Genomic DNA, 18928 nt, shown 5'->3' with positions numbered 1-18928 from the left:
TGTACTCAATTCGACTGATCGTATGCCACTACGCTCTCTTCCTCACCAGAGTGTAAATGACAACCATTATCCATCAACCATTCCTCGTCATAAGTTTCAATATCAAAATATTTTTCATATTTATCCACATTATCACAAAGTGAAAGTGCTCTGATCTTATTCATAATCAAACCTGTACCAGCAGGAATTAATCTTCCTACTATAACATTTTCTTTTAATCCACTTAAAGGATCACTCTTCCCGCAGAATGCTGCTTCTGTAAGTACTTTTGTTGTCTCTTGGAAAGAGGCAGCAGAAATAAAGGAGCTAGTTTCAAGACTTGCCCTAGTAATCCCCTGCAGAATAGGAAGATAATGAGTAGGCCGTTTGCCAGAGTTACTCATAGCATCATTTTCCCTATCAACTTCCAGCTTGTCAATGCTTTCGCCAACCAAGTACATAGTATCACCAGGATCAGTAATTTCCACTTTTTGTAGCATTTGTTTTAAGATCACCTCTAAATGCTTATTGTCTATACGAACACCCTGCAATCTATAAACTTGCTGTATTTCAGAAATCATATAGTGCGCTAAAGCTTCTAACCCAAGCACACGTAAAATATCATGGAGATCAGGGTCACCATCCATCAATAGATCACCTTTACGTACAAAATCACCTTCATTGACTATTACATGCTTACTTCTTGATACCAAATATTCAACTGGAGAAATTTGTTCATCTACAGGTTTAATTAATATACTGCGTTTTCCTCTACGGTCTTTTTCAGAAAACGCTACATAGCCATCTATCTCACTAACAATAGCATGCTCTTTAGGACGACGTGCTTCAAATAACTCTATAACCCTCGGTAAACCACCAGTAATATCACGAGTTTTAACTGACTCTCTTGGTGTTCTTGTAATAACATCACCTGCATGAACCTTCTGGCCATCTTGTACATTGAGCACTGCACCGATTGGTATAAAATAACATGCTTCAACGCCACTTGCGAGTGTCATTACTTTACCATTATCGTCAAGCAGCACAATACGAGGACGTAAATTAGCTCCACCAGAATGCAATTTCCAGTCTTTTACTACTTTGCTTGATATTCCTGTAGATTCATCCATCACTTCAGTGATCGAAATTCCATCTTTTAAGTCCTGATAAGACACTGTACCAGTCTTCTCCGTGATAATAGGCAATGTATAAGGATCCCATTCCGCAACTTTATCGCCAATTTTTACTGACCCACTCTCATCTACATAAAGCTTAGCGCCGTAAGGTACACTGTGCTTCAACTTCTCACTACCAAGGCTATCAATCAACACGACTTCACAGGAACGGCTTATCACAATTTTATTTCCGTTTCTATCTATAATTATATTACTATTGTTTAACTTTATTTTAGCATTAATAGAAGCTATAATATTCGAGGATTCAACGCCTCTAGTCATTACTCCACCTATATGAAAAGTACGCATCGTTAACTGAGTACCTGGCTCTCCAACAGATTGAGCAGCTATAACACCAACTGCTTCACCTATTGAAACAATTTTACCAGTTGCAAGGTCTCTTCCATAACATAAAGAACATACACCAGGACTTATTTCACAAGTTAAAGGCGATCTAATTTTTACAACATCAAGACCTGCAATGCTGATTTGCTTTACTTTATCCTCATCAATTAATTCCCCTGCTTTTACTAATAATTCTTTTGTCACTGGGTTATATATATCATTTGCAGCTGTTCTACCCAGCACAACACTCTCTAGAGATGCAACTATAGTACTTCCTTCAACTGTAGCTCTCACAACAAGACCATTTTTTGTTTTACAGTCATGCTTTGTAACTATGCAATTTTGAGATACATCAACTAAACGACGAGTTAAGTATCCAGAGTTTGCAGTTTTAAGTGCAGTGTCAGCTAAACCTTTACGCGCACCGTGAGTAGAATTAAAGTATTCAAATACGTTCAATCCTTCACGGAAATTAGAAATTATAGGTGTTTCTATAATCTCACCAGAAGGTTTGGTCATGAGCCCTCGCATTCCTGCTAGCTGTTTCATCTGTGAAGTAGAACCCCTTGCACCAGAGTTAACCATCATATACACTGAGTTGTACTTACTATTTCCATCATATATAGATATTGCTTTTAACATATCATTAGCTATCATATCCGTACACTTAGACCATTCATCTATAACCTTGTTATACCTCTCACTTCTAGTTATTAGCCCATCTTGATATTGCATAGAGAATTTCTTAATTTCACCCCTCGCGTGATCAACATGTGTAGCTTTAGTTTCAGGTATAACCATATCACAACGACCAAAAGAGACACCAGAAAATGTGGCATACTCAAAGCCAAGTACCATTAATTTATCAGAAAATGCCACTGTAGCACTTTGACCACAGTTACGATATACCAAATCAACTATACCAGTTATTTCCTTGACTGTTAATATCTGATTTATTAGATCGAAGCCTAGATTCTCATGCTTAGGAAAAATTTGCCATAATATTAAACGGCCAGGAGTTGTACAAACAGTTTTGTAGTGAGTTTCACCGCTGCTATTAATATACTCCATCCTATACTTTATACTAGAATGAATATGTAAAGTACCATCACTCAAGGAATGCTCAACTTCACAAAAAGCACCAAAAGATGGTAAATTATCTTCCTTAGGTTCTTGTAAAGTCAGATAATATATACCAAGTACTATATCTTTACTAGGAACTATAATCGGTCTGCCATTAGAAGGACTTAAAACGTTATTAGTGGACATCATCAACACCCTAGCTTCAAGCTGAGCTTCCAATGAAATTGGCACATGCACTGCCATTTGATCACCATCAAAATCAGCATTAAACGCCGTACAGACAAGCGGATGAAGCTGTATTGCTTTGCCTTCAATAAGGATTGGCTCAAAAGCCTGAATACCAAGTCTATGTAGCGTAGGCGCTCTATTCAACAAAACAGGATGCTCTTTTATTACCTCTTCAAGCATATCCCAAACTTCTGATTTTTCTGCTCTTATCAACTTACTAGCAAACTTAATAGTTGGAGCCATACCATACATCTTAAGCTTTGAGTAAACAAAAGGTTTGAATAGTTCAAGAGCCATTCTTTTTGGTAATCCACACTGATTTAGTTTCAAAGTTGGACCAACAACTATTACAGAACGTCCAGAGTAGTCTACCCTTTTTCCTAAGAGGTTCTGGCGAAAACGACCCTGTTTTCCTTTTAACATATCACTAATGGACTTTTTATATCCAACAGCACCAGCTTTATTTACCAAAGTATTACGACGACTATTATCAAAAAGAGAATCAACTGCTTCTTGTAACATCCTTTTTTCATTACGAATCATAATCTCAGGAGGATTTAAGCTCAACAATTTCCTCAACCTGTTATTTCTATTAATAATAGTCCTATAATGATGATTCAGATCAGAAACTGCAGGACGACCACTCTCAAGCGATACCAAAGGACGCAAATCAGGTGGTAAAATAGGTATAGTTGTAAGTATCATCCACTCAGGCCTATTTCCAGATTTAATGAAGTTTTCAACAATACGCAATCTCTTTATAATTTTCTTTCTTCTTATCTCAGAAGCAACAGATTCTAATTCTAGTCTTAAATCCTTCCTAATTTCATGTAAATCAAGGCACGTTAGCAACTCTCTTATAGCTTCAACACCTTGCATAGCTACAAAACTATCGATCCCATAGCTATCTTTAGCTTCATTATAAGCTTTTTCACTAATAATCTCACCTTTTTCAAAAGGCGAAACAAGAGGATCTATTACGATATAATTATCGCTATATAAAATATTCTCAATATCTCTGAGAGACATATCCAATAATGCTCCAATTCTTGAAGGAAGCGATTTCAAAAACCATATATGAGCAACAGGAGATGCAAGCTCTATATGACCCATCCTTTCTCTTCTTACTTTAGAAGATGTAACTTCTACTCCGCATTTTTCGCATATGCGACCTCTGTGTCTTCTTTTTTTGTATTTTCCACATAAACATTCATCGTCATTGACAGGGCCAAAAACCTTAGGGCAAAATAATCCACCTTTTTCAACTTTGAACGTACGATAATTTGCAGTTGAAACATCTTCTATCTCACCACAAGATATACGCTTAATACTTTCAGGGCTAGCAATCGATATGCTAACCTCATTAAAAGGTTGTGCAATGTTAGTGTGAGATATATCTTCAATCACTACATCATTTTGCTTTAAATCTACATTTAAACATAAAGAACGTAGTTCTTTTATCATCACATTAAAGGATTCAGGAATTCCACATTCAAAATTACTGTCACCTTTTATTATCGATTCATAAATCTTAACTCTACCATTAATATCATCAGACTTCACAGTTAACATTTCCTGCAAAGTATAAGCAGCACCATAGGCTTGTAATGCCCAACATTCCATTTCACCAAAACGCTGACCACCAAAATGAGATTTTCCTCCAAGAGGTTGTTGAGTAACCAAACTATAAGGCCCTACTGAACGCGCATGAATTTTACCATCAACCAAGTGGTGCAACTTAAGCATGTACATGTAACCAACTGTAACCTTGCGGTCGAATTTTTCACCACTGCAACCGTCATATAATACAGCTTGTCCAGAGTTATCTAAACCAGCAAGTTCAAATAATTTTGCTATTTGTTCATCTTTTGGACCCTCAAATACAGGTGCAGCAACAGGAACGCCATCACGTAATTTGCGTGCAAATTCAATGAGATTATTATCACTAATATTACGAATATCATTACAGATAGATACGTTACTGCCATAGCTATAAACCTCAATCAGGAAGTTACGTAAATTGCTGTATGAACTTTTACAAGAGTTCAAATAGTTCTCTACTAACTCATTCAACTCGTCATTTAGTGCATTCTTATTAGGTGTATTTAAAACAGAAGCCGTTATTTCATCATCATCAATATTTTCAATTTTTTTATTATCAAGGTATGCTACTGCAAATTGTGTAAAATTATCATCGTTAAGGGACCTAATTCCCTTGCAAAAAGCACTTTTGATCTTATTGATCTCATCGAGAATATTACTTACCTTTTCCCCTAATTTTCTACAAGCCCAACCTACATGCGTTTCCAGTATTTGCCCCACATTCATTCGTGAAGGAACACCAAGAGGGTTAAGAATAATATCAACAGGAGTACCATCTTCCAAATAAGGCATATCTTCCACTGGCACAACTCGAGAAATCACACCTTTATTTCCATGTCTACCAGCCATTTTATCCCCTGGTTGCAGACTATGTTTCACAGCAATGAAAACTTTTACTGACATCGACACACCTTGAGGCAGGTCATAACCTTCATGTAATTTTTCTACTTTTCGCTTAAACTGTGCTATTGCATGTGATACTTTTTCATCAAAATCTTTTTTTAAGCTCTTAACTTGCTCAGAAATGGATTGGTTTTTTAATCCTATACCCCACCATTGCTCACGTTCAATAGAGTCAAATTTTTCTCGATCTTGAGAACCAGAATTAATAAGAAGTTTCTTCAGTTCATCATAGAAATATTCACTAGTAACATTGATTATATAATCTCGCTCTTCCTCAAAGTCATTTATCTCTTTTTGTTTGATGAGTAATGCCCTTTCATTTTCTTCAACCCCCCTGCGTGTAAAGACTTGTACATCAATTACTGTCCCTTCAACATCTGGAGATGTATATAAAGAGGAATCCGCACAATCGAATGACTTTTCACCAAAAATTGTCATTAATAACTTCGTTTCAGGAGGCAATGAAAGAGAAGGTTTAGGTGTAACTTTACCTACCAGAATATAGCCTGGACCAACTCTTGTACCAATTTTCACTATACCACTATCATCCAAGTGATATAGATTTTCTTCATTAACACCAGGTATAGCACGAGTTATTTTTTCTGATCCTAAAGGGGTATCATGTACAACACAGTCAAATTCTTCTATATGAATAGAAGTAAAGAGATCTTTTTTAACAACTTCACTAGAAATAATAATAGAGTCTTCAAAATTATAACCTTGCCAAGACATAAAAGCGACTAGCAAATTTTTACCAAGCGCCAACTCACCACTGTTAATTGCAGGACCATCAGCTATTACATCACCCTTTTTAACATAATCACCTACGCACACTAGCGGTCTTTGATTAATACAAGTATTATGGTTAGAACGCTGAAATTTCCTTAGATGATAAATATCTACGTCCAAGTAGTTAACCCTTTCTTTATCAAAAGCACGTATAACTATAGAGTTACTATCAGAACTATCAACTATGCCATCGCGTTTTGCTAAAACTACAGCACCAGAGCCAGAAGCTACAAAAGACTCCATACCAGTAGCAACCAGAGGAGCGGTAGGCTTCAATAAAGGTACGGCCTGACGTTGCATATTTGAGCCCATTAATGCTCTATTAGCATCATCATTTTCTAAAAATGGAATCAAGGAAGCTGCAACTGATATTACCTGCTTAGGAGATACGTCAATGTAACTAACTTGGTCGCTACTTACCATGACGAAGCTACCAGCATATCTACAGTATAGCATATCATCAACAAAGCAATTATTTTCATCAAGCTTTACGCTAGTGTCAGCTATATGATGTGAGCCTTCGTCTATAGCAGAAAGATACTCAATTTGATCAGTAACAACCCTATTGACTACTTTTCTATAAGGGCTTTCAATGAAACCATATTTATTAATACGCGCGTATATAGCTAAGCTGTTGATTAACCCTATATTTTGCCCTTCAGGAGTCTCAATAGGGCAAATTCTTCCATAATGAGTTGGATGAACATCACGCACCTCAAATCCTGCCCGTTCTCTTGTTAAACCGCCAGGACCTAACGCGGATAACCTTCTTTTATGTGTTATTTCAGATAACGGATTAGTCTGATCCATAAATTGAGATAATTGAGAAGAATTGAAGAAATCTCTTAAGACATTAGTTAACACTTTTGGATTAATAAAATCAGATGGAGAAACTTTATCTAAACTAGAAGTGGACATAGAATCAACTATTGCGCGTTCCAATTTCAACAACCCAGTTCTAAATTGATTTTCTATAAACTCTCCAACTGATCTTACTCTTCTGTTTCCTAAATGATCAATATCATCTATAGATCCTTGACCGTCACGTAACAATACTATTTTTTTCACAATTTCAATAATATCTTCATGCGTTAAAACAGTTAAATCCTCATCATAATTTAATCCAAGGTAAGAGTTAAGCTTCAACCTACCAATGTTAGACAAATCATAATATTCCGGACTGAAGAAAAGATTACGGAAAAACTCTTCTACTATCTCTAAAACAGGAACTTCACCAGGACGCAAAACTCTATATATTTCATATAGTGCATCCTGATAAGACATGTTTTCATCTAAGAAAAGCGTATTTAATATATAAGGTCCAACAAACAAATTATCTATGTTCAACACTGATATTTCATCTACAGATAATAACTCAAGCTTCTTTATGTCTTCCAGCTTTATAGATTCACCAGCAGATAAAATTTTCCTAGAGCTAGCACTATCCATTAAATCTTCTGCGAGGAATAAACCACATATAGAATTAAAAGGAACCAGATACTCTTTCAATTCATTATCATATAGCTTTTTAGCTAGTCTTGAGGTAATACGAACGTTAGCTTTAAGCAGCACATTACCTTCAATATCCATTAAGTCGAAAGGCAGCCTCACTCCTTTAAATTTATCAGGAACAAAAGGCACTTTCCAACCATCTTTATGTTTTACATACTTTATTTTCTCATAAAATCTATCGAGTATATCATTATTTGATAGACCCAACGCCTTTAATAAAACTGAAATTGGCAATTTTCTTTTTCTATCAACACGAAAATACAAATGGTCTTTAACATCAAATTCAATATCAAGCCAAGAACCCCTATAAGGAATAATTCTAGCAGAATAGATCAATTTACCAGAATTGTAAGTTTTTCCCTTATCGCTATCAAAAAATACACCAGGAGACCTATGCATTTGTGAGACGATAACTTTTTCCACACCATTAATGATGAAAGTGCCCTTATCAGTCATCATAGGCAACCCACAAAAGTGGACTTTCTGCTCTTCTATAGATTTTACAATGGTTGCAAGTTTAGAATGATCTCCACTCTCTTTAATCGATTTATATTCATCAAGAGAAATACCATCCTGCATAACAACAAGACGTATAGAAGCAATAACCTGAGCAGAAAAAGTTACACCACGCTTTATACACTCAGATTCATCATACTTAGGATCATCTACCCTACAACTTATAAACTCAATAGTAGCCCTACGCAAAGGATCATTTATTGGAAAGATTGTATGAAAGATAACTTCAAGTCTTTCATTACCCTTATTCTTAGGAGTAAAAGAATCATATGATTCTTTTTGAACCTTAACCAAATCCAATAAAGAATCTTTTAAATCAATCGACCTAGAATAAGAAACTCTAGGAACAAAAGCACCAGAAGCGTACATATAAGAAGAATCAACCATTAAAATACCCCAAACTAATTAAAAGAGCTATATCAATATAAAATTAATACATTAAATATTATTCAAGCTCCACTTTAGTTGCTCCTGCTTCAATAAGTTTTTGCTTGATTTTTTCTGCTTCGTCTTTAGGAACATTAGCAGTCAAATCTTTAGGTAAAGATTCAACCAACTCTTTTGCTTCTTTTAAACCCAATGTAGAATTAACCTCTCTCACAGCTTTAATAACTCCTATTTTTTTACTCGCATCAATTTCTTTAATCACAACTTTATACTCAGCTTTTTCTTGAGCAGCAGGAGCAGCAGCATTATCACCAATAGGCGCACCAGCACCAACAGCTCCACCAAGAAAAGAACCAGCAGGCAACCCTATTTTCTCTTCTAAAACTTTTACAAGTTCAGAAGCCTCTAATAGGTTTAAAGATAATATTTTATCAACCAAATCACTTGTTACATTACTCATAATTACCACCTTACTTAACAACAAATTTATTTTTTAGAACTATAATAATCCAAAACTCTCATAAGCCTCATAGAAGATGAATTAATAGACAACGCTAACCGAGCAGGAATATCATAAGATATTAAACGCATAATTTTAACACGCAATTCATCCAGAGAAGGCAACTTAGCCAGTTTATTAACATCTTCCACTGTTAACAATTCATTTAAATGAGCTGCGCAAATCACAGACATTTTTTCTTTGTTAGCATTAGTAAAATCAACTATTAATTTTGCAGCTTCTACTATGCCACTAGAGTATATAATAGCAACAGGACCGGAAAATTTGCCTGATAAATAAGAGAATTTACCAGTCCTTTCCAAAGCCAAGCGCGCTAGAGTGTTTTTAACTACTAATACCCCACCTGCTATAGACTTCAGACTATTCCTCAGAGTTAATGAATCATTAGCATTTATAGATTTAAAATTTACTAATATCAAGAAATCATTATTTACAAATACGTTTATTGTGCTCTGTATAAATTCATCCTTATCTTTACGCTTCACGGTATCACTCCCTTAAATTATATCTTCCACTTTGCCTATCTTATAAGCTTTACCCATAGTTGAATTTAAAAAAACACCCTTAAAGTAAATTCCTTTCGCAGAAATAGGTTTATTATCTTTAATTACTTTAAGAAAGGCTTTTAAATTTTCTAGCAAGTCATCAATATCAAATTTAATATTTCCTAATTTACCATGAATAACACCATTTTTATCTGTTCTAAATTTTACCTGACCAGACTTAATGGTTTTAATAGCTTCTGCAATGTTAGAAGTCACAGTACCAAATTTAGGGTTAGGCATCAGCCCTTTAGCACCCAATACTTTTGCAATAGGAGTGATTTTTGCCATAAAATCAGGAGTAGTAATGCACCAATCAACATCTAACTTTCTACCTTTTTTTATTTCTTCAACTAAATCCTCTCCTCCTGCAATATCAGCACCAGCTTTTTCAGCTTCTAATAAATGTTTATCTTGAGCGAAAACAGCTACTTTAATATTCTTCCCGATACCTTTAGGCAAAACTACTGTACCACGCACCTGCTCTTCAGATTTACGTGAATCTACGCCTAAATTGACCGCAATATCAACTGATTCATTAAATTTTGCTGAAGCAGACTCAACAATCTTCTTCAAACACTGCTTAGGATTATCATTATATGTATTCATTTACCTAACCTTCCACAACTTCTATACCCATAGATTTTGCAGTGCCTACAACCATTTTCACTGCTGAATCTTCATTATCCACTTTCATATCAACCATCTTGCACTTTGCTACTTTAATTATAGCAGACATAGGTAATTTAGCCACTAATTCTTTACCAGGATTACCAGAACTTTTACTTAATTTAGCCTCCTGCTTAAGTAAATAAGCCACAGGCGGACCGCTGACAGTAAAATCATGAGAGCGATCATCCTTTATGGAAATTCGCACTGTTACTAAATCGCCTACTTTATAATTAGCGTTAGCAGCACTAGTAACTTTATTAAAAGCTTCACAAAACTTAGGAACAGGTATACCACGTGGACCAAGTACTGAAGCAATTTTCGGTCCTGGAACTGCTTTCCCAGCTTCCATAAGTAAGTTAATCTTAGCAACTATAACACTCATAATTAATCCTCTATTTTCTCTACTTGAGCCAGATCAAGCTCTATTATTGTCGGCTTACCTAAAATCGATACTTCCACATTAATAATTTTTTTCTCATCGTTTACCATATTTACCTTACCAGTAAAATTTTGAAAAAGACCATCATTAATTTTCACTTTTTCACCTTTTTCATAACCATAACCTAACTTCTTTGTCTCTTGAGCATTATAAAGTGCATTACACATTGAGTGAATCTCATCATCCAAAATCACCTTTGGAATATTACCGTTTTTCAAAAATCCATAAACCTTAAGAGATTTTGGTATATTATTGATAAAATTCAATACTTCATCGCATAAATTCACGTATAAAAAGACATAACCAGGAAAGCATTTCCTTCGTGTAGCAATTTTCTTAGATTTCAACTCTACTTCACTTAGCTCTTCATATGGAATAAAAACTTCCTTAAAGTAATCATTAACACCCAATCTCATAGAATTTTCCAATATATGTTGGCGCACTTTCTCTTCACAATTAGAAGCAACTCTCAAGATATACCATTTATACCTATTAAATTCTTTACACTTTAAACTTATCTCATCATCTAAAATCATCTCAAAATTACCAGATTCGCCACTGCAGAATCCAGGCGTTTGATTCAAAATATTTTTGCTTTCATCACACAGATGCATATATACATACACTTCACATAATTCTTTTATATCAGACTTTGAATTACATACCGTTTGATAAGGAATAAACACTTCCTTAAAATAAACAGCATTACTTACCAATTCGCGTATACCTTGCTCATATCCATAATCAACTTTAATGATATACCATTTATATTCACATTCCATAAATAATTCCAAATAAAGCCTTAATTACGTAAAGAGACATAAAATCCACAAAACAGAAGAAAATCGAAAAGCATAATATAACAATCATTACAACAAATAGAGATGACAACACCTCCTGTTTCTTTACCCAAGCAATTCTTCGTATTTCTTGCTTTATATCACAGAAAAAACCACACAAACTTTTTAACATTTCCACCACAAGATTAATGCAGGAGCGATAGGAATTGAACCTACAACCTCTGGTTTTGGAGACCAGCGCTCTACCAATTGAGCTACACTCCTATAACTCAAACTCTCACTCCAAAATTTCAGAAACAACACCAGAACCAACAGTTCTACCGCCTTCTCTTATCGCAAAACGCAATCCCTTATCCATTGCTATCGGTACTTGCAATTCTACTTCTACACTCACATTATCTCCTGGCATTACCATCTCCTTCCCATCTAGCAATTTTATGCTCCCAGTTACATCCGTTGTCCTTAAATAAAACTGTGGCTGGTAATTCGCAAAAAATGGTGTATGCCTTCCTCCTTCCTCTTTCTTTAATATATAAACCTCCGCCTTAAACTTTCTATGCGGCGTTATCGTCCCCGGTTTTGCCAATACTTGCCCTCTCTCTACTTCTTCTCTTTTTGTTCCTCTTAACAATACTCCTACATTGAGTCCTGCACTTCCCTTATCCAGCAACTTCTTAAACATTTCTACACCTGTGCATATCGTCTTTTGCGTTCCCTTCAGACCTATTATCTCTATCTCTTCTCCCGTCTTTATCTCTCCCTTCTCTATCCTTCCTGTTACCACCGTTCCTCGCCCCGATATCGAAAACACATCTTCGATTGGCAATAAAAATGGTAAATCCACAGGCCTTGGTGGAACCGCTACATATTCATCTAACTTTTCCATCAATTTGTCTATTGATTTCTTTCCATATTCGCTGCTGTCATCCTCCAGCGCCTTGAGTGCTGAACCAACCACCACAGGCACTTCATCCCCTGGAAATCCGTATTTACTCAGTAATTCCCTCACTTCCATTTCTACTAAATCTATCATATCAGCATCAGCAACATCAGCTTTATTTATATACACCACGATATATCCAACACCTACCTGCTTCGCCAGCAATATATGCTCTCTCGTTTGTGGCATTGGCCCATCAACCCCTGACACTACCAATATCGCCGCATCCATCTGTGCTGCACCTACTATCATGTTCTTTACATAGTCAGCGTGTCCAGGACAATCAACGTGTGCATAATGCCTTTTTTCCGTCTGATACTCAACATGCGCTGTTGCTATCGTTATCCCCCTCTTCCTTTCTTCTGGCGCTTTATCTATCTGATCGTACGCTACAAAATTTCCATAATGCTTCGTTATCGCCGCTGTTAACGTCGTCTTCCCATGATCCACATGTCCTATTGTTCCCACATTTACATGCGGCTTTCCAAATGCTTCCACTACTGCTGTCATAATTATTACCCTTAATTATACTCTAACTTTAACTCATCAACCACATATTGTGGCACTTGCTCATAACAAGAAAAATGCATACTATACTGCGCCCTTCCCTGAGATATAGAACGCAAAACGTTGATATAACCAAACATATTTGCAAGAGGTACCGAAGCAGTAATTATTTTACTATTATTACCTAAATCGAGCATATCAGCAACATTTCCTCTTCTACTATTTATATCACCCATAACATCACCCATATATTCTTCAGGAGTAATGATTTCAACTTTCATTATAGGCTCCAGCATTTTTGGACCAGATTTATTTGCCATCTCTTTAAAAGCACCTTTAGCAGCAAGTTCAAAAGCTAAAGGACTAGAATCAACCTCATGAAAAGCACCATCAAGAAGGGTAGCCTTAAAATCAATCAACGGAAATCCCGAAATTATACCACCTTCTTTTATCAACTCCAAGCCATTTTCTACCCCAGGAATATACTCTTTTGGAATAGCACCACCTACAATTTTACTTTCAAATTGAAACCCAGAACCAGGCTCAAGAGGTTCAAATTTTATTTTAACCTTAGCAAACTGACCAGCTCCACCAGATTGTTTTTTATGAGTGTAATCAATTTCAACAGATTTAGTGATAGTTTCACGATATGCAACCTGAGGAGCACCGACGTTAGCCTCAACGTTAAATTCGCGCTTCATTCTATCAACAATAATCTCAAGATGGAGCTCACCCATGCCTTTCAATATAGTCTGGCCACTTTCCACATTTACTGACATTCTCAAAGAAGGATCTTCTGCAACCAACCTATTTAGAGCAATACCTAATTTTTCCTGATCTGAAGTGGTTTTAGGTTCCACAGCAATTTCAATAACAGGCTCAGGAAATTCCATACGCTCCAATAATATAGGAAAATCAACAGAACATAAAGTATCTCCGGTGGTTGTTTTCTTTAGCCCAACTAAAGCAACTATATCTCCAGCCCTAGCCTCAGTTATATCTTCTCGGTTATTTGCATGCATAAGTAACATTCTGCCAATCCCTTCAGTTTCGTTTTTTAACGCATTTGAAACGGTAGATTTAGACTTTAATTTACCAGAATAAATACGGATAAACGTCAAGCTGCCTACAAATTTATCCGTCATCACTTTAAATGCAAGAGCAACAAATTTCTCTTTTTCTGAAGGTTTGACCTCAATTTTCTTTTCTGAATCTTTAGGATCAATTCCAACAATTACATCAACATCAATAGGAGAAGGTAAAAAGTCAACCACACCATCTAAAAGTGGTTGTACGCCTTTATTTTTAAAAGCTGATCCACATAACACAGGAACAAATTTTCCTTTAATGGTCGCATTTCTCACGCATTTTTTCAGTAAATCCACTGGCAGATCATTAGACTCAAAGTAAGTATTCATCGCTTCATCATCCATCTCAGCTGCAGCATCTAATAAAAGATTTCGATATTCTTGAGCCTTATCAAGCAAATCAGAAGGAATATCTTCATAAGAAAATTTAGCGCCCAACGTTTCTTCTTGCCATATAATGGCTTTCATAGAAATAAGGTCAATTATACCTTTGAAATCTTTCTCACTCCCTATTGGTAAATGAATAACTAAAGGTGCTGCACCAAGCTTCGTCTTTATCATATCAACACATCGATAAAAATTTGCCCCTATTCTATCCATCTTATTAACAAAGCAGATACGAGGAACGCTATATTTATCAGCTTGACGCCACACTGTCTCAGATTGAGGTTCAACTCCAGCAACTCCATCAAATACAGCAACTGCACCATCCAAAACCCTTAAAGATCTCTCAACTTCAATAGTGAAATCAACGTGACCAGGAGTGTCTATTATATTGACCCTATGATCATTCCAAAAACATGTTGTTGCAGCAGATGTGATTGTAATACCACGCTCTTTTTCCTGCTCCATCCAATCCATAGAAGCTGCACCATCGTGCACTTCACCAATTCTATTTTGCTTACCAGTATAAAATAAAATACGCTCTGTTGTGGTAGTCTTACCAGCATCTATGTGAGCCATTATCCCTATATTTCTGTATTTAGATATTCCAATTTCCATATCACAATTAATTAGCTAACATTAAAAACGAAGATGAGAAAATGCCTTATTAGCTTCAGCCATTTTATATTTTTCTTCGCACATCTTAAACGCACCACCGCGTTTATTATAAGCATCCAGTATTTCAGATTGCAAACAATCAACAGTGGTTTTTCCACTCTTTTTTCGAGCAGCAGAAGTTGCTTTAGCAATCCACCTTAACGCTAAAGAAACCGCCCTGTCTTGTCGAACTTCAACAGGTACTTGATAAGTTGCACCACCAATGCGTCGAGAACGCACTTCTATAGAAGGAGTAACATTTCCTACTGCTGTCTCAAAAATTGATAACCCACCTTCGCCTATTTTCTTTTCAGCTAAAGACAAAGCGTCATAGATAATCTTTTCTGCAGTAGATTTTTTACCACATTTCATGATTGTATTAATGAAACGCATCAGCAAAACACTGCCGTAACGCGAATCAGGACTTATTTCTCTTTTTTTTGCTTTATTCCGACGAGCCATAAACTTTAACCAGATTTCTTTACACCATATTTTGAACGAGCTTTCTTTCGATTTTGCACACCACGCAGATCAAGGGCACCTCTTATTATGTGATAACGCACACCTGGCAAATCTTTAACCCGCCCACCACGTATCAAAACAACAGAGTGTTCTTGTAAATTATGACCTTCACCAGGTATATAAGCCGTCACTTCACCATACCCACTAATTTTTACTCTGGCTACTTTACGGAGTGCTGAGTTAGGCTTTCTAGGAGTTGTAGTATACACCTTAGTGCAAACACCTCTCCTTTGAGGGTTGCTTTCTCCCAAAGCTGGTACCTTTTTCTTATGGGTCAATCCTAATCTACCCTTACGTATTAATTGATTTATCGTAGGCATATGTTATAAACTCAAGCTCATTAAAATAACTAAGTTTTTAGTTATAAAATAATAAACCTCAATAGTCAATATAAAAATAAACATTACTACTCTAATAATTAAGCTCAACTGCCTTGAAAGCCATCAGTAGACTTCTTGCACTACCTCCCAAGCCACAACTGTCATTCAGTAGAAACGAAAAAACTTACTTGACACCCTTCGCCAGCCCCATTATCATGGTACTGGAGGTATTCATTTATCTTCAATCTGTGCAGATTAAATGACAACAGTATTACGTAATTGGCGTCTTATTTTTAATTTTTTGCACTATGCACACTTTACGTCTTCACAACATTTCTGGGTTTTTACCTATATAAGCTGAAACGCGCTTATAAAGCGTTTAAGACAGTATAGTACGCCAATTTGCAGGATTAGAGAGTGACAACTAGCTAATACAGGATATCTTTTGCCTTTTTTTCTACTTAGTAAATTTCTTAAACATTTAAACTAAGGTGAGTTGCATTTAAAATGCAGCTAAATTGCAGTGTTTAAGACTTAAAAAACGCCAATACTGAAAATAGACAATGACTAGGGCTTCTTTTGCCTTTTTTTTGCTTGGTAAATTTCTTAATATTTATGGCAACATGAACTGGGCAGGAAGGTGTCATTCCAGTGCTTGACACTGGAATCCAGTTTTCCATATAATCTCATCGAAAATGTTGTAACCACTTTCTGTGCTAGTTTGCTTGCTTACAAGCAAACTTTTCTGGATCCCAGTGTCTGGGCACTGGGATGACAGGGGAGGGAGGCTACTTGGATGACACCATTCTTTTTCCTGGATCCAAGTAGTCAGGGCACTGGGATGACAGGAGAAGGTACTAGGATGACACCCTGACCTCGTCGTCCCGCTACGTGTTAGCGGAATCTAGAGATACCGTGACGGTTCGTGGCGGTATGACGTAAAGCTCGCGTTAGCTATACTTTTATGCTCACCAACTTAGCTGGATCCAAGTAGTCAAGCTACTTGAACCTGCAAATTGCAATATCCGTACAGATGTGTGCTTGACACTGGGATTTAGTGCAGCTACCCTAAATTGGAATTGCTATTCTTGGCTGAAAGGAACACATTTTTAGAATAATGAAAACAATCAGCACTTTAATTCAAGAAGGATCGGAGTTATTATCGTCACATAAAGTTGAATCACCACATTTGGATTGTGAAATCATCATGCAGCACGTACTTGGAGTGGAAAGATCATTCATAATTATGAACCATGCTGATCAAGTGCCGATGGAGAAAGAACTTTTATTTTGGAAATTAACAAAAAAAAGAGCGGAAAGATATCCAATATCACAAATAATAGGTAATCGTGAATTCTGGGGTAAAAATTTTATAGTTAACCAGCATGTTTTGGATCCAAGACCAGATAGTGAAACAATAATCCTAGCAGTGTTAAAATATTACCCAAACAAAAAACAGAAACTAAAAATTGCAGATTTTGGTACAGGCACAGGTTGTTTATTGATATCCGTACTTAGTGAGTATGAATATGCCGTTGGTATCGGCTTTGAAAAAAGCTTGGAAGCATACAAAGTTGCCTATCAGAACATAAAGAAACATAATCTCCTCAGCAGAGCCAAAATATTTCCAAGCTCATGGACAGAGTGCAGCGATTTATTTGATCTGATAATTAGCAATCCTCCATATATTAAAAGAAGCAAGTTGAAAGACTTGCAAGCCGAAGTGCAAAGGGAACCAAGAATTGCCCTTGATGGTAGTATTGATGGTTTGAGCTGTTATTTGAGTATTTTTCCAATATTGAGAAAGTGCCTTAAAAAAAATGGGTTTGCGATATTGGAGATAGGTGAAGATCAAAATGATGTTGACAAAATAATCCCCTCATACGAATTAGCTTTTCAGGAATATGTATATGACTTAGCGGGAATGAAGAGATGCATTGTTATGCAAAAAACATAGCTAATGTTTTCTTGTATTATCTCCTTCATCCCATATTATCCTATGTCATCCCAGTACCCTCTACCTCGTCATCCCAGTGCGTGACACTGGGATCTATATTTAACTAGATCCTATGGTCAAGCCATAGGATGACAGGAACGGTTTTATGCATTTTTTAAAGGGCAACATGTTTAAGCTTTACTAGCAAAGTGGAAAGTAAGGCCAGCCTCTATGCCGTGTGTATGAAAAAAGCCGTTCTGTATGGTAGTAGATACTTGATTATCACCTGTTTGTTCAGCCATTCCACCTTTTGGCTTACCTGGACCATTATCAAAGTTGGGATCCCATTTTAAGGTGTCTAGTTTATACTCACTGCTACCAATAGCACCAAAACCTCTATATCCGATATGCATATTTACATCTTCGTTTATGCGATAATCAAGGCCAGCTTTTAATTGACCTGCGGGTCTTATTGACGATTTTTCAAACATTGTCATTCTTGTTGCACCGACTCCAACCCCAACATAAGGAGAAAAAGAGAAACGGTCACTTTTCCAATGATGATAAACATTTGCCATTACAGATATGTTCTCAATTTGGTCATGATTAATAATTGATCCATATTTATCGCTGCCTTCTGTGTACGATATTGTCATCTGGCCGCTTGTTAAACCAATATTATCCACTTTTACAGAAGAATACATTCCTTCCAATTCAGCTCTGTAGCTATTGCCATTCAATTCCCCTGTATAACCCAATGCTACATTTGCAGCAAAAGGCGGATTATAATCTCCTTTATACTTACTTAGTAATTGACCTTCTGTATTCTGAGCATCCCTGTCATTTATAGATACCTTATTAGTATCTGCAGCATCCTTATCTCCAATTTTTGCTTTCAACTCACCCATGCCATTAAAAAATTGACCATAATACCCACTACCAAAGTAAAATCCTTCTGTTTCACTCGCAAAAGATTGTTGTGACAACAGCAAAGCAAGTGCTGTAACCGCTAATGTTTTTTTACTAATCATTACTACTCCCCTAGTTAAAATAGCTAATCTAATACTAATTAATTAAAAATG

At 36.2% G+C, this 18928-nt stretch carries 13 protein-coding genes and 1 tRNA gene; 1 reads left to right on the top strand and 13 read right to left on the bottom strand.

The window, feature by feature from the left end:
- Positions 1-5 precede the first annotated feature (5 nt).
- The 12 genes from OPR49_RS02085 to rpsL form a co-directional block, all read right to left on the bottom strand.
- Entirely contained in the window at positions 6-8519 is an 8514-nt protein-coding gene (locus OPR49_RS02085) for a DNA-directed RNA polymerase subunit beta/beta' (protein ID WP_265027315.1), read from the bottom strand.
- Between the two features lie 58 nt (positions 8520-8577).
- Positions 8578-8979: a 50S ribosomal protein L7/L12 gene (rplL, locus tag OPR49_RS02080; RefSeq protein ID WP_007551887.1), complete on the bottom strand. Its 402-nt coding sequence runs from the start codon at positions 8977-8979 to the stop codon at positions 8578-8580.
- A gap of 26 nt (positions 8980-9005) precedes the next feature.
- Positions 9006-9524: a 50S ribosomal protein L10 gene (gene rplJ, locus OPR49_RS02075; RefSeq protein ID WP_006279539.1), complete on the bottom strand. Its 519-nt coding sequence runs from the start codon at positions 9522-9524 to the stop codon at positions 9006-9008.
- Between the two features lie 12 nt (positions 9525-9536).
- The gene (gene rplA / locus OPR49_RS02070; protein WP_065094732.1) at positions 9537-10190 is read right to left on the bottom strand and encodes a 50S ribosomal protein L1; all 654 of its coding nucleotides are present in this window, start codon (positions 10188-10190) and stop codon (positions 9537-9539) included.
- Between the two features lie 4 nt (positions 10191-10194).
- Complete coding sequence (locus tag OPR49_RS02065; RefSeq protein WP_006279541.1) at positions 10195-10635, bottom strand: 50S ribosomal protein L11; 441 nt, start codon at positions 10633-10635, stop codon at positions 10195-10197.
- A 2-nt stretch (positions 10636-10637) separates the two neighbouring features.
- On the bottom strand, positions 10638-11474 hold the full coding sequence (gene nusG, locus OPR49_RS02060) for a transcription termination/antitermination protein NusG (RefSeq protein WP_065094731.1): 837 nt from the start codon (positions 11472-11474) through the stop codon (positions 10638-10640).
- Positions 11464-11664, bottom strand: coding sequence for a preprotein translocase subunit SecE (gene secE / locus OPR49_RS02055; RefSeq protein WP_022626186.1), 201 nt, complete (start codon positions 11662-11664; stop codon positions 11464-11466). Before secE ends, nusG begins: the two co-directional genes overlap by 11 nt.
- A 19-nt stretch (positions 11665-11683) precedes the next feature.
- Positions 11684-11756, bottom strand: a tRNA-Trp gene (locus OPR49_RS02050).
- A gap of 13 nt (positions 11757-11769) precedes the next feature.
- The gene (gene tuf, locus OPR49_RS02045; RefSeq protein ID WP_265027314.1) at positions 11770-12942 is read right to left on the bottom strand and encodes an elongation factor Tu; all 1173 of its coding nucleotides are present in this window, start codon (positions 12940-12942) and stop codon (positions 11770-11772) included.
- An 11-nt stretch (positions 12943-12953) separates the two neighbouring features.
- Positions 12954-15029 (bottom strand): elongation factor G, encoded by a 2076-nt coding sequence (gene fusA / locus OPR49_RS02040; RefSeq protein WP_265027313.1) that lies wholly within the window; start codon positions 15027-15029, stop codon positions 12954-12956.
- A 21-nt stretch (positions 15030-15050) separates the two neighbouring features.
- Positions 15051-15530 (bottom strand): 30S ribosomal protein S7, encoded by a 480-nt coding sequence (gene rpsG / locus OPR49_RS02035; RefSeq protein WP_007549313.1) that lies wholly within the window; start codon positions 15528-15530, stop codon positions 15051-15053.
- Between the two features lie 5 nt (positions 15531-15535).
- Entirely contained in the window at positions 15536-15910 is a 375-nt protein-coding gene (gene rpsL / locus OPR49_RS02030; RefSeq protein WP_006279787.1) for a 30S ribosomal protein S12, read from the bottom strand.
- 1117 nt (positions 15911-17027) lie between these two features.
- Here rpsL and prmC point away from each other — a divergent pair.
- Positions 17028-17867, top strand: coding sequence for a peptide chain release factor N(5)-glutamine methyltransferase (gene prmC / locus OPR49_RS02025; protein WP_265027312.1), 840 nt, complete (start codon positions 17028-17030; stop codon positions 17865-17867).
- Positions 17868-18037: 170 nt separating this feature from the next.
- Here prmC and OPR49_RS02020 read toward each other — a convergent pair whose 3' ends face one another.
- Entirely contained in the window at positions 18038-18877 is an 840-nt protein-coding gene (locus OPR49_RS02020; RefSeq protein ID WP_265027311.1) for a P44/Msp2 family outer membrane protein, read from the bottom strand.
- Between the last annotated feature and the right edge of the window lie 51 nt (positions 18878-18928).

The sequence above is a fragment of the Wolbachia endosymbiont (group A) of Bombylius major genome (genome assembly GCF_947251895.1).
Taxonomy (GTDB): Bacteria; Pseudomonadota; Alphaproteobacteria; order Rickettsiales; family Anaplasmataceae; genus Wolbachia; species Wolbachia pipientis.
The sequence above is the reverse complement of the archived record's forward strand: the minus strand, read 5'-3'. Positions and strand labels throughout refer to the sequence as shown.